Origin of the sequence: Pseudoxanthomonas taiwanensis (genome assembly GCF_010093135.1) — a bacterium.
Taxonomy (GTDB): domain Bacteria; phylum Pseudomonadota; class Gammaproteobacteria; order Xanthomonadales; family Xanthomonadaceae; genus Pseudoxanthomonas; species Pseudoxanthomonas taiwanensis.
Window position 1 is genome coordinate 24,232 of sequence record NZ_PDWK01000025.1, and the last position, 17,771, is coordinate 42,002.

Below are 17,771 nucleotides of genomic sequence, written 5' to 3' on the forward strand. Positions count from 1 at the left end.
CGCGACGGCGGCGGGCCGGGCCCGCCGCCGTCGTTTCCGGTCCGGCCTGTGGACGGATCAGAAGTTGTAGCGCACCGACACGTACCAGTTGCGCGGCAGGCCGTAGTAGGCGGTCTGGATGTTGGCCACCGAGGAGAATTCCTGGCCCTCGATCATGTAGACCTCGTCGGTGAGGTTGCGCACGCCGGCGCGCACCTGCCAGGCGTAGGACGGCGAATCCCACACGCCGTACACGCCGGCCACGGTGTAGCCCTCCTGGCTGAGCACGGCGCGGTTGTCCACCGACAGCCAGGTGCGGCTGCGGTAGGACACGTCGCCGCCGATGCCCAGAGTGCCGCCATTGGCCAGGGCGAAGTTGTGCTGGACAGCCAGGCGCCCGGTGAACTCCGGCGAGAACGGCACATGGTCGCGGCTGAGGGTCGGGTCGTAGAGCGGGTACGACGGATCCATGCGGAAGTCGTCGAAGCGCTGGTACCCGGCGTCCAGCCAGCTCAGCTGCGCGCTGACCACGGTCGAGGCGCCCAGCAGCGCGCTGCCCTCCAGCTCCAGGCCCTTGATGTCCAGCTCGGCGGCGTTCAGCACCGGGAAGGTGCTGGAATCCTGCGCCACGCGCGCCTGGAAGTCCTTGTAGTCGCTGACGAAGGCGGTGACGCTGCCACGCATGCGGCGGTCGGAGGACTGCGCCTTCAGGCCGGCCTCGTAGGTCCAGACGAACTCCGGATCGAACATCGGCTCGGCCACGTCGGCGGCGGAGTTGGCGCGGCCGTTGAAGCCGCCGGACTTGAAGCCGCGGTTGGCCGACACGTAACCCATCAGGTTGTCGCTGAAGGCCTTCTGCAGGCTCAGCGACGGAGTCACGGCGGTCCACGAGGCGCGGGTCCGCGGCAGGTCCACGGTGCCGTTGAGCATGGACGCCGGGAACAGCCCCAGGAACAGGCCCTGCGACTCCCAGAAGGTGCTGGTGGTGCGCTCGTACTCCTTCTCGTCCCTGGTCCAGCGCACGCCCGCGGCCAGGGTCCAGGTCGGCGTGAACTCCCAGCTGACGTGGGCGAAGACGGCCTTGCTGGTGGTGGTCAGATCGTCCTCGATGGTGCGCAGGAACCCGGCCGGCTGGCCCTGGATCAGGTAGATGTCGTCGCCGTAGGCCTCCTGGTAGGAGGGCACGTCCTCCTGCATCCAGTAGGCGCCGAAGGTGGCGTGCAGGTTGCCGCCGTTGTCGTAATGCAGCTGGAACTCCTGGCTCTTCTGCTCCTGGTCCAGCGCCACCAGCACGTCGCCCAGCTCGTACTCGGAGGCGTCGATGTCGATGAAGGAACTGGTGTCCAGCTTGCGGAAGGCGCTGATGCTCTTCAGCGTCCAGGCCTCGTTGATGTCCCAGTCCATGGACAGGGAGACGCCGGAGTGCTTCATGCTCTGGCCCTTGCCGGGCTCGAACGAGGTTTCCGCCGAGCGGTCCCACTTGCCGGTGGCGCCCGGCACCAGCACGGCGACCGGGAGCTGGGTGTTCAGCTCGCTCAGGATCAGCGGGGCCATGGGCCGGCCCATGGTCAGATTGGCGTCCTGCTTGGTGTGGTCCACGGACAGCATGGCCTGGAAGTTCTCCACCGGACGGAAGGCCAGCTTCACGCGCACGGCCAGGGTGTCGTCGTCGTTGAAGTCGTCGCCGCTGGCGCGGTTCTCGACGTAGCCGTCGTTGGTGATCTTGGCCATGGCGATGCTGGCCGCGACCGTGTCGTTGAGCTGGCCGCCGGCGTAGAAGCGGCCCTCCAGACGGCCGTAGTCGCCCACGGTAAGCTCCGCCGAACCGCCCGCGTCGTCGAACGGGTTCTTGGTAGTCAGCTTGATCGCGCCGCCGGTGGAGTTCTTGCCGTACAGGGTCCCCTGCGGGCCGCGCAGCACCTCGACCTGCTGCACGTCGAACAGCGAGAACAGGGCGCCGTTGATGCGCGAGTAGTACACGTCGTCCACGTACATGCCCACGCCCGGGTCGAACGTCTGCAGCGCATCCGGCTGGCCGATGCCGCGGATGAACACGTTGACGCTGTTGGCCGAGCCGCGGCCCTGGACGATGTTCAGGTTGGGCACGGCACCCTGCAGGCCGTCCACGTTGCTGGCCTGCAGGTCCTTCAGCTGCTCCTCGCCGAAGGCGGACACCGCCACCGGCACGTCCTGGATGGACTCGGCGCGGCGCCGCGCGGTCACGGTGACCTGGTCCAGCGTGGTGGCGTCGGCCTGCGCCGTCGCGCCGGCGGCCGCCTGGCCTTCCTGCGCCCAGGCCAGCGACGCGGGGACCAGCAGCACGCTGCCGATGGCCATGCTCAGGTACTTGCGCTTCATCTCCCCTCCTCCCGGGTATGACAGGGGCGGCGAACGGTCGCCGCCGACGCCCGGCAAGGTACGCGCCCCTCGGCGGGGCCGGCATCGTCCGTTGGTACAGTGGGCCGCGGCCGCGCACCCTGCCGATACTGCCGGCGCCCCGCCGACTGGGAGGCGGGCGGAGTGCGTGCAATGTCCTTCCTGATCGTGCTGGCGGCGCTGGCGTTCCTGATGCTGGTCGCCTACCGCGGCTACAGCGTGATCCTGTTCGCGCCGGTGGCCGCCCTGGGCGCGGTGCTGCTGACCGATCCGAGCCTGGTGGCGCCGATGTTCACCGGGCTGTTCATGGACAGGATGGTCGGCTTCCTGAAGCTGTACTTCCCGGTGTTCCTGCTGGGCGCGGTGTTCGGCAAGCTGATCGAGATCTCCGGCTTCTCCAAGGCCATCGTCGCGGCCACCATCCGCCTGGTCGGCGCACAGCGGGCGATGCTGTCCATCGTGCTGGTGTGCGCGCTGCTGACCTACGGCGGCGTGTCGCTGTTCGTGGTGGTGTTCGCGGTCTATCCGTTCGCCGCCGAGCTGTTCCGGCAAAGCAACATCCCCAAGCGGCTGATCCCCGGCACCATCGCCCTGGGCGCGTTCACCTTCACCATGGACGCGCTGCCGGGCACGCCGCAGATCCAGAACATCATCCCCACCGCGTTCTTCGGCACCGACAGCTGGGCCGCGCCGGTGCTGGGCAGCCTGGGCACGGTGTTCATCCTGGTCCTGGGCATGGCCTACCTGGAGTGGTGCCGGCGCGCGGCCGCCCGCAACGGCGAGGGCTACGACAGCGGCATGGCGTTGCGCAACGAGCCCGAGCCCTTCCGCGGCGAGCGCCTGGCCCATCCGCTGGTGGCCATCCTGCCGCTGGTGCTGGTGGGCGTGGCCAATTTCCTGTTCACCCGCTGGATTCCGCAGCTGTACGGGGCCACCCACAGCTTCGTGCCGGCGGTGGTCGGCAACCCCGCGCCGGTGGTGCAGGAGGTGTCCAAGGTCGCCGCCATCTGGGCGGTGCAAGGTGCGCTGCTGGTCGGCATCCTCAGCGTGCTGGCCTTTGCCTGGAAGCCTGTGGTGGCGGCCTTCGCCGAGGGCACCCGCGCGGCCATCGGCGGCGCCCTGCTGGCCTCGATGAACACCGCCTCCGAGTACGGCTTCGGCGCGGTGATCGCCGCCCTGCCCGGCTTCCTGGTGGTGGCCGACGCGCTGGGCGCGATCCCCAACCCGCTGGTCAACGAGGCGGTGTCGGTGACCGCGCTGGCCGGCATCACCGGTTCGGCCTCCGGCGGCATGAGCATCGCCCTGGCGGCCATGGCCGACAGCTTCATCGCCAACGCCCAGGCCGCCGGCATCCCGATGGAGGTGCTGCACCGGGTGGCGGCGATGGCCTCCGGCGGCATGGACACCCTGCCGCACAACGGCGCGGTGATCACCCTGCTGGCGGTCCCCGGCCTGACCCACCGCCAGTCCTACAAGGACGTGTTCGCCATCACCCTGGTCAAGACCCTGGCGGTGTTCTTCGTCATCGGCGTGTTCTACGCCACCGGCTGGGCGTGAGCCGCGCTCAGCCGCCGTGGCCCCCGGCCGCCGCGCCGGAGGCGACGGTCGCGCCGCCGGCGCAGTCGCCGGCCAGCAGGCGCGAACCGCGCAGCCAGTCCGGATCCGGGTAGTAGGCGAAGACGAAGGCGCCCCCGCGCAGGCTGTCGATCAGCGGCCGCGCCACCTGCGGACGCACCGCCGGACAGCCCAGGCTGCGCCCCAGCCGCCCCTGCAGCCGGGCGGCCACCGGGTCCACGTAGGGCGCACCGTGGATGACGATGGCCCGCTCGCGGGCGCGGTCGTTGAAGCCCGGCTCCAGGCCGCGCAGGCGCAGCGAGTAGCCGTTGCCGCCGACGTAGGTCTCCTGCGCGGCGAAGGCGCCCAGGCTGGTCATGTGGCTGCCATCGGCGTTGGAGAAGCGCCGGGCCAGGTTGTCGCCGCTGTTGCGGCCATGCGCGACCCATTCCTCGAACAGCAGGCGGCCGCCGGCCAGGTCGAACACCCACAGCCGCGGTTCGGTGGACGGGCGCGAATAGTCGATCACCCCCAGCCGGCGCGGATCCACGCCCGCCTGCGGGTCACGCAACGCACAGGACATGGCCCGCACGGCCAGGGCCAGCACCTGGTGGTCGGCCGCCGGCGCGGCCTCGGCCAGGCGCCGGACCAGGTCGGCTTCGGCAACGGCGGCGTCCGCCGCCTCGACGGGGGGCACACCCTCCGGCCGCGTGGCCGGCACCACCGGCGGCGCGGCGGCCAGCAGCAGGGGGAACAGGGCCAGCCGGCGGCCGGCGCGCAACCTCGGGGACTTCATCCGGCAATTCCGCGTGGGGAGCGTGGGCCGGGCTCCCCGGGCCCACGCCGCAAGCCTGGCCGATCAGCCGCCGGATTCCAACAGCGGCTGCGCCTCCCGTTCATCCCCCGGCCGGCGTAGCGCCGGCAGGTCGGTCACCAGCACCGTGGTGCCGGGCACCAGCGCGTCGTACAGGCGCCGGGCGAAGCCGGGCGGCAGGCGCAGCGGCTGGCTGGGCCGGCGCAGCAGGTCAGGTCCCGGCGCGGCAATGGCGCCCTCCCCGTCCCCTGCCGTCTCCGGCCGCGGCCCCGGCGGATCGAGGATGGGATAGGCGGTCCAACGCCGCGAGGGGCGCGAGGGGTCCAGCAGGCTGGCGCCCTCGCCGCTGCCGGCCTCCATCACGAACAGGGTGGTGCCGCGGAACGCCGGCGCGCCCTCCGGCAGCTCCAGCGCCGCCTCCCCCACCAGCACGCCGCCGCGCAGCACGTACACGCGGCGGTCGGCCAGGCTCACCACCACCCCGGTGCGCCCCTCCGGCGCGGCCGCATCGTCCCACAGGTAGCCGGGCCCGCCGGCCTCCGGCAGGGGCAGCGGCAGACCGCCGGCGGACACCGGCGCCAGCACCGCCGGGTACACCAGGGTGGTCGGCGCGGCGCGGGCGTCGGCCACCACCACGGTGTCGCCGTTGCGGGTGATGGCGAACAGCTTCTCGGCGAAGGCCTGCGGCAGGCGCACGCAGCCGTGCGAGGCCGGATAGCCCGGCAGGGTGCCTCCGTGCAGGGCGATGCCGTCCCAGGTCAGGCGCTGCATGTACGGCATCGGCGCGCCGTCGTAGAGGTTGGAGTGGTGCTCCCGCTTCTTCTGCAGGATGGTGAACACGCCGGTGGGCGTTTCCTTGCCCGGCCTGCCGGAGCTGATCGTGGACACGCCGATGGCGATGCCGTTGCGGTAGACGTAGGCACGCTGCTCGTCGAGGCTGACCACCAGCACCACCGGGCCGTCCGGCGCCACCTCCGGATGCCACAGGAACTCGCCCGGACTGAGGTCCAGCGGCCCGCGCGGGGCCGCCTCCTGCGCCGCGGCGCCAGCGACGGCCAGCAGCATCAGCAGCAACGCCGCCAGGTGGCGCCACGGGCGCGGCGTGTTCGCCTCCCCCTTCATGCTCCTCCCCGGATGCGGCCGTCGGCCAAGGGTAACCGCCCGGCGCGCGGCACGGGGCGGCCGGCCCTGCCCGTTCAGGCCAGCAGGTGCCGGCGCAGCGCGTCGTAGTCCGGCGGCAGCGGCCGGGCATGGGCCGGCCGCGCCAGCAGCGCGGCCAGCGCCGGCGGCACCGGCACCGGGCCGACCAGCGGCTCGACCACTGCCTCGAACTTGGCCGGATGCGCGGTGGCGGCCACCGCCCAGTCACCCTCCACCCCCTGCGCGCGCAGCGTCTCCAACACGTGCACCGCGGTAGCGGTGTGCGGACAGAACACCTCGCCATGGCGCGCGTGGCGCGCAGCGATGGTGGCGCGGATCGCTGCGTCGTCCACCGCCATCGCGGTGAAGGAAGCGCGCAGCGCCGCGTCGTCGCCGCGGTACAGCCAGCGCAGGCGCTCGAAGTTGCTCGGCGCGCCCCCGTCCATGGCGTTGGCCAGGGTGGCCAGGCTGGCGCGCGGCAGGTACGGGCCGCCGTCGAAGTACTCCGGCAGCACGCGGTTGGCGTTGGTGGCCAGCACGATGCGGCCCAGAGGCACGCCCTGGGTGCGCGCCAGGACCGCCGCCAGGGCGTTGCCGAGGTTGCCGGTGGGCACCACGAAGTTGAGTTCCCGGCCGGTGGCGGCGTGGTGGGCCAGTGCCGCGTGGGCGTAGTAGCTCATCTGCGGCAACAGCCGGCCCAGGCTGATGCTGTTGGCCGAGCTGAGCGGCACCTGCGCCTGCAGCTGCGCGTCGTTGAGCGCCTGCTTGACCAGGGCCTGGCAGTCGTCGAAGGAGCCGGCCACGCGCAGGGCCTGCACGTTGCCGCCGAAGCAGCCCAGCTGGTGCGCCTGGCGCGGCGAGACCCGCCCGTCCGGGTACAGCACCACCACGCGCAGGCCCGGCCGGCCGTGGAAGGCGGCGGCCACCGCCGCGCCGGTGTCGCCCGAGGTGGCCACCAGGATGGTCAGCGGCCGCTCCGCGCCACGGCGCAGGCGCGCCAGGCAGGCGGCCAGGAAGCGCGCGCCCACGTCCTTGAACGCCGCGGTCGGGCCGTGGAACAGCTCCAGCACATGGTCGCCGGGGGTGGCCAGCGGGCGCAGCGGCACCGGGAAGTCCAGGGCCTCGGCGCAGATGGCCGGCAGCTTGGCGGCCAGCGCATCGCCCGCGAAGAACGGTGCCAGCAGCGTGGCGGTGGTCCGGGCCAGGTCGGGGCCGGCCTGCAGCGCGCGCGGCGGCGGCAGTTCCGCCGGCACATACAGGCCGCCGTCCGGGGCCAGGCCGGCGGCGATGGCCTGGCCCAGCCCGACGGCGGGTGCGGCGTTGCGGGTGGAGACGTAGTCCATGCGGGGCGTATCCATGTCCGGAAGGAGGGCGGCGGTGCTCACAGCAGGACCGCCCCGGGGCTGTCGATCGGGCAGACCCAGGCCTGGCTGTCCAGGCCGGCCTCGGCGAAGGCGGCCTGCACCGCCGGCGCGGTGGCCGCGGCGCGCTCGCGCGTCTCGAACCAGGCGAACACACTGGGCCCGGCTCCGGAGATGCTGGCGCCCATCGCCCCGCCGTCCAGGGCGGCGCGCTTGGCCGCGTCGAAGCCGGCCACCAGCGGCGCGCGGCGCGGCTCGACCAGCACGTCGCGCAGGCCGGCGCGCACCAGCGTGGCGTCGCCGGTGTAACAGCCGGCCAGCACCAGGCCGAGGTTGGCGCTCTGTGCCACGAAGTCGGCCAGCGCGTAGCTGCCGGCCAGCGCCTCGCGCGCGCGGCGCGTCTCCAGCACCGCCTCCGGATGCACCAGCAGGCAGTGCCACTGCTCCGGTACCGGGATGCGCACCAGACGTTCGGCCGTGGCCAGGACCAGCCCGCCCAGCAGCATCGGCCCGAGGTTGTCGCCGTGGCGGCCGCCGCTGGCCACGGCCTCGCCGGCCAGGGCGAACGGATACAGCGCCTGGCGCGGCAGCGGCGTGTCCAGCAGCGCGTTGGCCGCCACCAGCGCGGCCACGCACGAGGCCGCCGAACCGCCCATGCCCGAGCCCAGGGCGATGCCCTTGTCGATCTCCAGCTCGAAGCCGCCGGCCAGCCCCAGCCGCTGGCGCATGGCCTGCAGGGCCACGCCGGCGGTGTTGCGCTCGGCCTCCAGCGGCAGCGGCCGCGGGGCGCCGCGGATGGCGGCGATGCGCACCTCCGGCTCGGGGATGCGCCGCACCGTGACCGTGTCCCCCACCCCGGCCAGGGCGTGGCCGAGGATGTCGAAGCCGACCGCGACGTTGCCCACCGAGGCCGGGGCGAAGGCGCGGGCCTCGCGTGCCTCCTGGCGCGCCGCCGTCACAGGCGCGCTCCCTGGCCGGCGGCCACGCGCAGCAGGTCGGCGAACACGCCGGCGGCGGTCACCTCCGGCCCGGCGCCGGGGCCCTGCACGATCAGCGGGTTGTCGCTGTAGCGGCGGGTGGTGAACTGGACGATGTTGTCGGTCAGGCGCAGGTTGGCGAAGGCGTGCTCGCGCGGCAGCTCGACCAGGCCCACGCTGGCCCGGCCCGCGCGGCCGTCCAGGCGCGCCACATAGCGCAGCACCCTGCCGGCGGTCCGGGCCGCCTCCAGCCGCGCGGCCAAGGCCGCGTCCACCTCGGGCAGGCGCGCCATGAATTCCTCGGCGCTGCCCTGGCGCAGGCCTTCCGGCACCAGGCTCTCCACGTCCACGTCCTCCAGGCTCAGCGCGCAGCCGGCCTCGCGCGCCAGGATCACCAGCTTGCGCGCCACGTCGGTGCCGGACAGGTCGTCGCGCGGGTCCGGCTCGGTATAGCCCAGCGCGCGCGCCTGCGCCACCAGCTGCGAGAACGGCACGCCGCCGTCGAAGCGGTTGAACAGCCAGGCCAGGGTGCCGGAGAGGATGCCGTCGATGGCCAGCACCGCGTCGCCGGTGTCCAGCAGGTCGCGCAGGGTCGAGATCACCGGCAGGCCAGCGCCGACCGTGGCCTCGTAACGGAAGCGCGCGCCGCTGGCGGCGGCCGCCTCGCGGATGGCCTGGTAGCGCGCCAGCGGGCCGGCCCCGGCCTGCTTGTTGGGCGTGACGACGTGGATGCCGGCGGCCAGCCATTGCGCGTAGCGGTCGGCCACCTCCGGGCTGCCGCTGCAGTCCACGATCACCATGTGCGGCAGGTGCGAGTCCAGCAGGTGTGCGGTGAAGCGGTCCAGGTCCACCGGACCGGGGGCGGCGGCGAAGCGCTTGCGCCAGTCCGTGCCGATGCCCAGCGGGTCCAGCAGCATGCGCCCGCGCGAGGCGATCGCGCGCAGGCGCAGGTCCAGGTGGGCGCGCGCCAGCAGGCCGTCGCGCGCGGCCAGCATCTGGTCCAGCAGGGTGCCGCCGACGTTGCCCGGGCCGATGATGCCCACCGCGAAGGTCTGCGGCGAGAGCCAGAAGCCGGCGTGGGCGGCGCGCAGCGCGCGGGTGGCGTCGGCGCTGTCGATGGCCAGGGAGATGTTGCGCTCGGACGAGCCCTGGGCGATGGCGCGGATATTGACCTGGGCACGGCCCAGGGCCTGGACCAGGCGCGCGGCCACGCCCGGCTGCCCGGCCATGCCGTCGCCCCCCGCCGCCAGCACGCTGATGCCCGGCACCAGCTGCACGCGCTGCACGTGGCCCACCGCCAGCTCGTGGGCGAAGGCGTTGACCAGCGCCGCCTGGGCGCGCTCGGCGTCGGCCTGGCGCACGACGCAGCAGATCGAGTGCTCCGAGGAGCCCTGCGAGATCATCACCACCGACACGCGCGCGGCGCGCAGCGCCGAAAACACGCGCTCGGCCGTGCCCGGCACGCCGATCAGGCCGGTGCCCTCCAGGTTGAGCAGGGCCAGGTTCGGGCTCAGGGTCAGGCCCTTGACCGGGCCGCGGCCGTCGCGCTCGGCGGCGATGCGGGTGCCCGGGTGTTCCGGCCGGAAGGTGTTGCGGATGATGATCGGCAGGCCCAGCTCCATCGCCGGGGCCATGGTCTGCGGGTGCACGACCTTGGCGCCGAAGTAGGCCAGCTCGCAGGCCTCGTCGTAGCTGAGCGCCTCCAGCTGCACCGCCTCCGGCACCACCCGCGGGTCGGCCGAGAGCACGCCGTCCACGTCGGTCCAGATGTGCAGCTCGTCGGCGCCGAACAGGCGGGCGAAGATCGCGCCGGAGTAGTCGCTGCCGTTGCGGCCCAGGGTGCTGACCCGGCCCTGCGCGTCGCGGGCGACGAAGCCGGTGGCCACCACCCGCGGCTGCGGGTTGTTCCGCCGCCACTGTTCCAGCCGTGCGGCGCTGCGCTCCCAGTCCACGTCCACGCCCAGCTCGCCGTGGCTGACCACCAGCACCTCGCGGGCGTCCAGCACCGCCACGTCCTGTCCCAGCGCACGCAGGTGCATGCCCAGCAGCTGCGCCGAATACACCTCGCCCAGGCCCTGCACGCGCTGCAGCACCTCCTCCGGCAGGCTGCCGAGCACGCTCACCGCCTCCAGCACCCGGGCCAGCTCGTCGAAGCGGCGGTCGATCCCCCCCACCGCCTCGCCGGCCTGCTCGGCCAGCAGGGCCACGGCGGTGCTGCGATGGCGCGCGCGCAGGTCGTGCCAGGGATCGCGCCAGGCGTCGCCGCCACGGCCGGCGGCGTGGGCCAGCTCGATCAGCGCGTCGGTCACGCCCTTCATCGCCGAGACCACGGTGACCTGCAGCGCCTCGTCGCGCTCCAGCAGCAGGCGGGCGACGTGGCGGTAGCGTTCGGCATCGGCGACGGACGTCCCGCCGAACTTGTGCACGACGGTGCGGGCGGGACGGACGGGAGCGGAGGGAAGTTCGGCTTCAGCGGCGGGCAACGACATGGGGACCTCTCGTCTGAGGCCCCGCCGCATCCGGTGCGGGCGCTACCCCGCAACCTGATCCAGGTGCGGGGCCGTGGGTTTCGTGGTTACACGGGGACGGCCGACCGCACCGGGGTGGTAATACCGGTGGTGGTGGTAATGGTGGTGGCAAGGCCCATGGCCGGCGCACGCCCACGCTCCCGCTCCGGGGCCGGAAGGAGGTGGAAGTGGGCGCAGGACCTGGACATGGCCCCAAGAGGACACGATGCCACCGCACCCTGTCAAGGGGTTGCAGTGCAACATCGGCGGAAAAATTCCGTTGCGGAAGAAACAGTTAGCGTCGCCCGACGCTCCGCCCCGCCGCCGGCATGGCGGTCCGGGAAGGGCGGAATGGCGGCCCCGACACGATTCGAACGTGCGACCTTCCCCTTAGGAGGGGGACGCTCTATCCAGCTGAGCTACGGGGCCGTGGCGTGCATTGTCGCATGACCAGCGCGCCCAGCCCAACGCCCCGGTGGGCGCGGGGCGCTTTGCTAGAATCCGGGCGCTTCACGCGTGCCGCCGTCCCCCACCTGCGGCGCATCTTCTTCCGGGCCCCCGGCCCCGCATCCGATTCGCAGGAGAACGCATGTCCCAAGCCCTGCTCCAGGCCCTTGGCCTTGGCGCCACCAATTCCGGCACCTACCTTGGCGACGGCCGCTGGTCCGAGGCGACCGGCGCCGGCACGCTGCGCCCGACCAACCCGACCACCGGCGAGGTGATCGCCGAGGTCCACGCCACCACCGAGGCCGACTACGAGGCGGTGGTCGCCCGCGCCCAGGCGGCGTTCAAGGAGTGGCGGAACGTCCCCGCCCCGCGCCGCGGCGAGGCCATCCGCCTGTGCGGCGAGGCCCTGCGCCGGCACAAGGACGCGCTGGGCTCGCTGGTCGCGCTGGAGATGGGCAAGAGCAAGGCCGAGGGCGACGGCGAGGTCCAGGAGATGATCGACATCGCCGACTTCGCCGTGGGCCAGAGCCGCATGCTGTACGGCTACACCATGCACTCCGAGCGCCCGGGCCACCGCATGTACGAGCAGTACCACCCGCTGGGCCTGGTCGGCATCATCTCGGCCTTCAACTTCCCGGTCGCGGTGTGGAGCTGGAACTCGTTCCTGGCGGCCATCTGCGGCGACATCTGCATCTGGAAGCCGTCCAACAAGACCCCCCTGACCGCCATCGCCGCCACCAGGATCTGCAACGAGACCCTCAAGGCCGGCGGCTTCCCGGACATCTTCTTCCTGATCAACGACGCCGGCACCGCGCTGGCGGAGAGGATGGTGGACGACCGCCGCATCCCGCTGATCAGCTTCACCGGCTCGACCAGGGTCGGCCGCATCGTGGCCGAGAAGGTGGCCCGCCGCCTGGGCCGCTGCCTGCTGGAGCTGGGCGGCAACAACGCCATCATCCTGGACGAGAGCGCCGACCTGAAGCTGGCGATCCCGGCCATCGTGTTCGGCGCGGTCGGCACCGCCGGCCAGCGCTGCACCACCACCCGCCGCCTGATCGTGCACGAGTCCATCTACGACAGCGTGCTGGATTCGCTGGTCAAGGCCTACAAGCAGGTCGAGGCGCGCATCGGCGATCCGCTGGACCCGCACAACCTGATGGGCCCGCTCAACAGCGCCGAGGCGGTGGAGCAGTACCTGGCGGCCATCGAGAAGGCCAAGGCCTCCGGCGGCACCGTGGTCACCGGCGGCGCCAGGCTGGACCGGCCGGGCCACTTCGTGCTGCCGACCATCATCACCGGCCTGAAGAACAGCGACGAGGTGGTCCAGCACGAGACCTTCGCGCCGATCCTGTACGTGATGAAGTACTCGACCCTGGACGAGGCCATCGAGATGCAGAACGGCGTGCCGCAGGGCCTGTCCTCGGCGATCTTCACCCAGAACCTGAAGGTGGCCGAGCGCTTCCTGTCGGCGTCCGGCAGCGACTGCGGCATCGCCAACGTCAACATCGGTACCTCCGGCGCCGAGATCGGCGGTGCCTTCGGCGGCGAGAAGGACACCGGCGGCGGCCGCGAGTCCGGTTCGGACGCCTGGAAGGTGTACATGCGCCGCCAGACCAACACCATCAACTGGTCCGACGCCCTGCCGCTGGCCCAGGGCATCAAGTTCGACCTGTAAGCGGCACCGTGGCCGGCGGCCCCGTGCCGCCGGCCGCATCCCGGCCGGCACGCGCCGGCCGCGCGGTCCATCGGCATGCCGGCCTGCCGGCGACGGAGGCGCAATGACGGACGGTCTTGCCCCCACCACGCGCTTCACCGGCCGCGTCGCGGACTACGTCCGCCACCGTCCCGGCTATCCGCCGGCGCTGCTGCGCTGGCTGCGCGACGAACACGGCGTGGCCCCGGACTGGCCGGTGGCCGACATCGGCGCCGGCACCGGGATCTCTGCCCGGATGTTCCTCGAGGCCGGCCACGCGGTGGTGGCGGTGGAGCCGAATCCGGCCATGCGCCAGGCCGCCATCGCCGCGCTGGGCGGGCATCCGCGCTTTGCCGCGGTGGACGGCCGCGCCGAGGCCACCCACCTGCCCGACGCCAGCGTGGCCCTGGTCTCGGCCGCGCAGGCCTTCCACTGGTTCGACCGGCGGACGGTGAAGGCCGAATCGCGGCGCATCCTGCGCCCGGGCGGCCTGGTGGCGGTGTACTGGAACTTCCGCCGCACCTCCGGCAGCCCGTTCCTGGAAGGCTACGAGCGCCTGCTGCGCGAGCACGCTCCGGAGTACGCGCAGGTGGCCGGGCGCTATCCGGACGAGGCGGCCATGGCCCGCTGGTTCGGCGCCGGCCTGCGCGGCATGGCGACCTTCCCGAACACCCAGAGGCTGGACCTGGACGCCCTGCGTGGCCGGCTGCTGTCCTCCTCCTACGCGCCGCGCGCGGGCGACCCGCGCCACGGGCCGATGATGGAAGCGCTGGAGGCGCTGTTCGCCTCCACCGCGGTGGACGGCCGGGTGGATTTCGATTACGACACCCGCATCCACGTCGGCGTCCCGGACGGATGAGCATGCGCATCGCCGCCATCTCCGACATCCACGGCAACCTCGACGCGCTGCAGGCGGTGCTGGCCGACATCGCCCGCCGCGGCTGCGACCTGGTGGTCAACCTGGGCGACATGCTGTCCGGCCCGCTGCGCGCGGCCGCGACCGCCGACCTGCTGATGGAACGCCGCTTCCCCACCGTGCGCGGCAACCACGACCGCCAGCTGCTGGACCCGCCGGACCGCATGCGCCCGTCCGATGCCATGGCCCACGCGCAGCTGTCGCGGGCGCAGCTGGACTGGCTGGCGGCCCTCCCGCCGCTGCTGCGCATCGAGGACGTGCTGCTGTGCCACGGCACCCCGGACAGCGACTGCACGTACCTGCTGGAGGACGTGCACGCGGGCCGGCTGCGCCCCTCCGCCCCGGCCGAGGTGGCCCGCCGCCTGGGCGGTGGCGGCGCGCGCCTGGTCCTGTGCGGGCATTCCCATACCCCGCGCACGGTGCGCCTGGACGACGGTTGCCTGGTGGTCAACCCGGGCAGCGTGGGCCTGCCGGCGTACCGCACGGACTGGCCTTCGCCGCACCGGGCCGAGACAGGGACCCCGCACGCGCGCTACGCTGTGCTGCAGCGCCACGGGCATGACTGGGAGGCGGAGCTGGTGGCGGTGGAATACGACTTCCGGGCCATGGCCCGGCTCGCCGCGGCCCGCGGCTGCGGCGACTGGTCCATGGCCCTGCGTACCGGACGGGTGGCCTGAACCATGCCGCCGTCCCCCTGCCCCCTCCATCCTGCCTGCTGACGATGTACGGCATCGCCCGCCCCCTGCTGTTCACCCTGGAGGCCGAGCGCGCCCACGAGGCGGCCCTCGCCGGCCTGGACCTGGCCTGGCGCACCGGCGCCATGACCCTGCTGGCACACCGGCGCGAACCGCTGCCCACGCGCGTGCTGGGCCTGGAGTTCCCCAATCCGGTTGGCCTGGCCGCCGGCCTGGACAAGAACGGCGCGCACGTGGACGCGCTGCTGGCGCTAGGCTTCGGCTTCGTCGAGGTCGGCACGGTCACCCCGCGCCCGCAGCCGGGCAACCCGCGGCCGCGCCTGTTCCGCCTGCCCGGGCACCGCGCCATCATCAACCGCATGGGCTTCAACAACGACGGCGTGGACGCGCTGGTCCGCAACGTCGAGCGCGCGCAGCGCAAGGGCGGCCTGCTGGGCATCAACATCGGCAAGAACAAGGACACGCCCAACGAGTCGGCCTCGGACGACTACCTGTACTGCCTGGAGCGGGTCTACCCGCTGGCGGACTACGTCACCGTCAACATCTCCTCGCCCAACACCGCCGGCCTGCGCGAGCTGCAGGAGGAACAGGCGCTGCACCGCCTGGTCGGCGACCTGCGCGAGGCGCAGGAGGCGCTGGCGGCGCGCCACGGCAGGCGCGTGCCGGTGCTGGTCAAGGTGGCGCCGGACCTCAACGACAACGACATCGACGCGTGCGCGCGCGTGCTCGGCGACCTGCGCGTGGACGGCGTGATCGCCACCAACACCACCGTCAACCGCACGACCGTGCAGGGCCACCGCCACGCCAAGGAGCCGGGCGGGCTGTCGGGCGCGCCACTGATGGGCCAGTCCACCCTGGTGCTGCGCCGGCTGCGCGCGCGCCTGCCCGAAGCGATCCCGCTGGTGGGCGTGGGCGGCATCCTCTCCGGCGCCGACGCCGTGGCCAAGATGGCCGCCGGCGCGAACCTGGTGCAGGTCTACACCGGCCTGGTCTACCGCGGTCCGGCACTGGTGGGCGAATGCGTGGACGCCATCCGCAGGCGCAAGGAGGCGCCCAGCCGCGGGGCGGCCGTGCCGGCATGACCGCGCTGTACCGTCTGCGCCGCGACGCCGACCTGGGCACCCGCAACACCTTCCGTGTGGCGGCGCGTGCGCCCTGGCTGCTGGAGGTCAACGACCTGTCCGTGCTGGGCGAGGCGCTGGCCCTGGACCAGGTGCGCGGCCTGCCCCTGCTGGTGCTGGGCGGCGGCAGCAACCTGCTGTTCGCCGGCGACGCCCCCGGCGCGGTGCTGAGCCTGGGCGCCTCGCGCATCGCCCTGGCCGGCCAGGCCGGTGGCCGCGTGGTGGTGCGCGCGGAGGCCGGCGCCTCCTGGCACGGCCTGGTGATGTGGAGCCTGGAGCAGGGCCTGTGCGGCCTGGAGAACCTGGCCCTGATCCCCGGCAGCGTGGGCGCGGCACCGATCCAGAACATCGGCGCCTACGGCGTGGAGGTCGGCGAGCACGTGCTGGCGGTGGAGGCCGGGGACCGCGAGGCCGGCCGCCCCGTGCGGCTGGACCGCGAGGCCTGCGCCTTCGCCTACCGCGACAGCGGGTTCAAGCGCCATCCGGGCCGCTGGATCGTCACCGCGGTGGAGCTGGGCCTGGCCCGGCAGGCGCCGCTGCGCCTGGACTACGCCGGCATCGGCGAGGAGCTGGAGGCCATGGGTGTGCGCGCGCCGACGGCGCGCGACGTGGCCGAGGCGGTGATCCGCATCCGCCGGCGCAAGCTGCCGGACCCGGCAGGAACCGGCAACGCCGGCAGCTTCTTCAAGAACCCGATCGTGCCCGAGGCGCAGGCCCGGGCCCTGCAGGCCGCACATCCGCGCCTGCCGGTGTTCCCCGGCGACCGCCCTGGCACGCGCAAGCTCTCGGCTGCCTGGCTGATCGACGCCTGCGGCTGGAAGGGCGCGCGCGAGGGTGACGCCGGCGTGGCCGCCTCGCACGCCCTGGTGCTGGTCAACCACGGCCGGGCCAGCGGCGCGCAGCTGCTGGCCCTGGCCCGGCGCATCGCCGCCTCGGTGCACGAACGCTTCGGCGTGGCCCTGGAACCGGAACCGCGGCTGGTGGGCGCGCAATGGTGAGCCGGATGCCGACGCCCTGGCGGGCGGCGCTGCTGATGCTGGCCAGCACCGCGATGTTCGGCCTGATGGCGGTGGCCATCCGCCTGGCCTCGGCCAGCCTGCACACCTTCGAGATCGCCTTCTTCCGCAACTTCTTCGGCCTGCTGGCGGCACTACCGCTGTTGCTGCGCCACGGCCCCGGCCTGCTGCGCACCCGGCACTTCCCGCGCTACCTGTTCCGTTGTCTGGTCGGCGTCTGCTCCATGCTGTGCGGCTTCTGGGCCATCGGCCACCTGCCGCTGGCGCAGGCGGTGTCGCTGTCCTACTCCACCCCGCTGTTCGTGACCATCGCCGCGGCCGCGCTGCTGGGCGAGCAGGTGCGGATCCGCCGCTGGGCGGCGGTGGTGGCCGGCTTCATCGGCGTGCTGCTGATCGTGCGCCCCGGCACCGAGGGCTTCAGCGCCGGCTCGCTGGTGGCGGTGATGGCGGCGCTGCTGTCGAGCATCGTGGCCATCCAGATCAAGCAGCTGTCGGCGGTGGAACCGGCCGACCGCATCGTGCTGTGGACCACCCTGCTGTGGGTGCCGATGTCGCTGGTGCCCGCCCTGGGCGTGTGGCAGTGGCCGCAGGGCATCGCCTGGCTGTGGGTGGTGGCCGCCGGCGTGTTCGGCACCGGCGGGCACATGCTGTGGACGCGGGCGCTGAAGCTGGGCGACGTGTCGGCGCTGCAGCCGATCAGCTTCATGCAGCTGCCGATCGTGGCGCTGTTCGGCTGGCTGCTGTTCGGCGAGGCGCTGGACCGCTGGACCGTGCTGGGCGCGCTGGTGATCCTGGCGGCCAATGCCTACATCGCCCACCGCGAGGCGGTGCTGGCGCGCCGCGCCTCCTCCGAGGCCGCCAGCGCGGCGGCCAAACCGGGCGAGTGAGCACGCCGGCGCCTTGCACGGCGCATCCGGCGAAAAAATTTCTTCACCAGTTCTTCCCAACTCCGGATCGATCCGTTATGATTTGCGCCCTCGTCGGGGTGTAGCTCAGGCTGGTAGAGCGCTACGTTCGGGACGTAGAGGTCGCAGGTTCGAATCCTGTCTCCCCGACCAGCAGACGAGAAGAAGAAAGCCTGCCCTGCGCAGGCTTTTTTCGTATCCGGCCCCGAGACCAGCCGGATTCCTCCCGCGGCGGTGGCCGGTGCCGCCCGCGCCCGTATGCCCCCACGC

The 17,771-nt window shown here is 73.0% G+C and carries 13 protein-coding genes and 2 tRNA genes; 8 read left to right on the forward strand and 7 right to left on the reverse strand.

Annotated elements, in window-relative coordinates:
• Positions 1–57 precede the first annotated feature (57 nt).
• On the reverse strand, positions 58–2,337 hold the full coding sequence (locus CR938_RS06785; RefSeq protein ID WP_162124274.1) for a TonB-dependent receptor: 2,280 nt from the start codon (positions 2,335–2,337) through the stop codon (positions 58–60).
• Between the two features lie 171 nt (positions 2,338–2,508).
• Between CR938_RS06785 and CR938_RS06790 the strand changes: the two genes are divergently transcribed.
• Positions 2,509–3,912 (forward strand): GntP family permease, encoded by a 1,404-nt coding sequence (locus CR938_RS06790; protein ID WP_162124275.1) that lies wholly within the window; start codon positions 2,509–2,511, stop codon positions 3,910–3,912.
• A 7-nt stretch (positions 3,913–3,919) separates the two neighbouring features.
• Here CR938_RS06790 and CR938_RS06795 read toward each other — a convergent pair whose 3' ends face one another.
• From CR938_RS06795 to CR938_RS06820, 6 genes are all read right to left on the reverse strand, one after another.
• On the reverse strand, positions 3,920–4,705 hold the full coding sequence (locus tag CR938_RS06795; protein WP_162124276.1) for a murein L,D-transpeptidase catalytic domain family protein: 786 nt from the start codon (positions 4,703–4,705) through the stop codon (positions 3,920–3,922).
• Between the two features lie 63 nt (positions 4,706–4,768).
• The gene (locus tag CR938_RS06800) at positions 4,769–5,845 is read right to left on the reverse strand and encodes a L,D-transpeptidase (protein WP_162124277.1); all 1,077 of its coding nucleotides are present in this window, start codon (positions 5,843–5,845) and stop codon (positions 4,769–4,771) included.
• Positions 5,846–5,919: 74 nt separating this feature from the next.
• Positions 5,920–7,206 carry a threonine synthase gene (gene thrC / locus CR938_RS06805; protein ID WP_162124278.1) on the reverse strand — a complete coding sequence of 429 codons (1,287 nt, stop codon included), beginning with the start codon at positions 7,204–7,206 and terminating at the stop codon, positions 5,920–5,922.
• Between the two features lie 38 nt (positions 7,207–7,244).
• On the reverse strand, positions 7,245–8,183 hold the full coding sequence (locus CR938_RS06810) for a homoserine kinase (protein WP_162124279.1): 939 nt from the start codon (positions 8,181–8,183) through the stop codon (positions 7,245–7,247).
• Positions 8,180–10,690 (reverse strand): bifunctional aspartate kinase/homoserine dehydrogenase I, encoded by a 2,511-nt coding sequence (gene thrA, locus CR938_RS06815; protein WP_162124280.1) that lies wholly within the window; start codon positions 10,688–10,690, stop codon positions 8,180–8,182. The genes CR938_RS06810 and thrA overlap by 4 nt, the downstream gene beginning before the upstream one ends.
• A 370-nt stretch (positions 10,691–11,060) precedes the next feature.
• Positions 11,061–11,137 (reverse strand) — tRNA-Arg (locus CR938_RS06820).
• A gap of 160 nt (positions 11,138–11,297) precedes the next feature.
• Here CR938_RS06820 and amaB point away from each other — a divergent pair.
• The 7 genes from amaB (at position 11,298) to CR938_RS06855 (ending at position 17,654) form a co-directional block, all read left to right on the forward strand.
• Complete coding sequence (gene amaB / locus CR938_RS06825) at positions 11,298–12,830, forward strand: L-piperidine-6-carboxylate dehydrogenase (RefSeq protein ID WP_162124281.1); 1,533 nt, start codon at positions 11,298–11,300, stop codon at positions 12,828–12,830.
• A gap of 103 nt (positions 12,831–12,933) precedes the next feature.
• Entirely contained in the window at positions 12,934–13,707 is a 774-nt protein-coding gene (locus CR938_RS06830) for a class I SAM-dependent methyltransferase (RefSeq protein WP_162124282.1), read from the forward strand.
• 2 nt (positions 13,708–13,709) lie between these two features.
• Positions 13,710–14,441: a metallophosphoesterase family protein gene (locus CR938_RS06835; protein WP_162124283.1), complete on the forward strand. Its 732-nt coding sequence runs from the start codon at positions 13,710–13,712 to the stop codon at positions 14,439–14,441.
• Positions 14,442–14,485: 44 nt separating this feature from the next.
• Positions 14,486–15,541, forward strand: a complete 1,056-nt coding sequence (locus tag CR938_RS06840; protein WP_162124284.1) for a quinone-dependent dihydroorotate dehydrogenase — start codon at positions 14,486–14,488, stop codon at positions 15,539–15,541.
• Entirely contained in the window at positions 15,538–16,578 is a 1,041-nt protein-coding gene (gene murB, locus CR938_RS06845) for a UDP-N-acetylmuramate dehydrogenase (RefSeq protein ID WP_162124285.1), read from the forward strand. The genes CR938_RS06840 and murB overlap by 4 nt, the downstream gene beginning before the upstream one ends.
• The gene (locus CR938_RS06850) at positions 16,572–17,483 is read left to right on the forward strand and encodes a DMT family transporter (protein ID WP_162124286.1); all 912 of its coding nucleotides are present in this window, start codon (positions 16,572–16,574) and stop codon (positions 17,481–17,483) included. Before murB ends, CR938_RS06850 begins: the two co-directional genes overlap by 7 nt.
• A 94-nt stretch (positions 17,484–17,577) precedes the next feature.
• Positions 17,578–17,654 (forward strand) — tRNA-Pro (locus CR938_RS06855).
• Positions 17,655–17,771 lie beyond the last annotated feature (117 nt).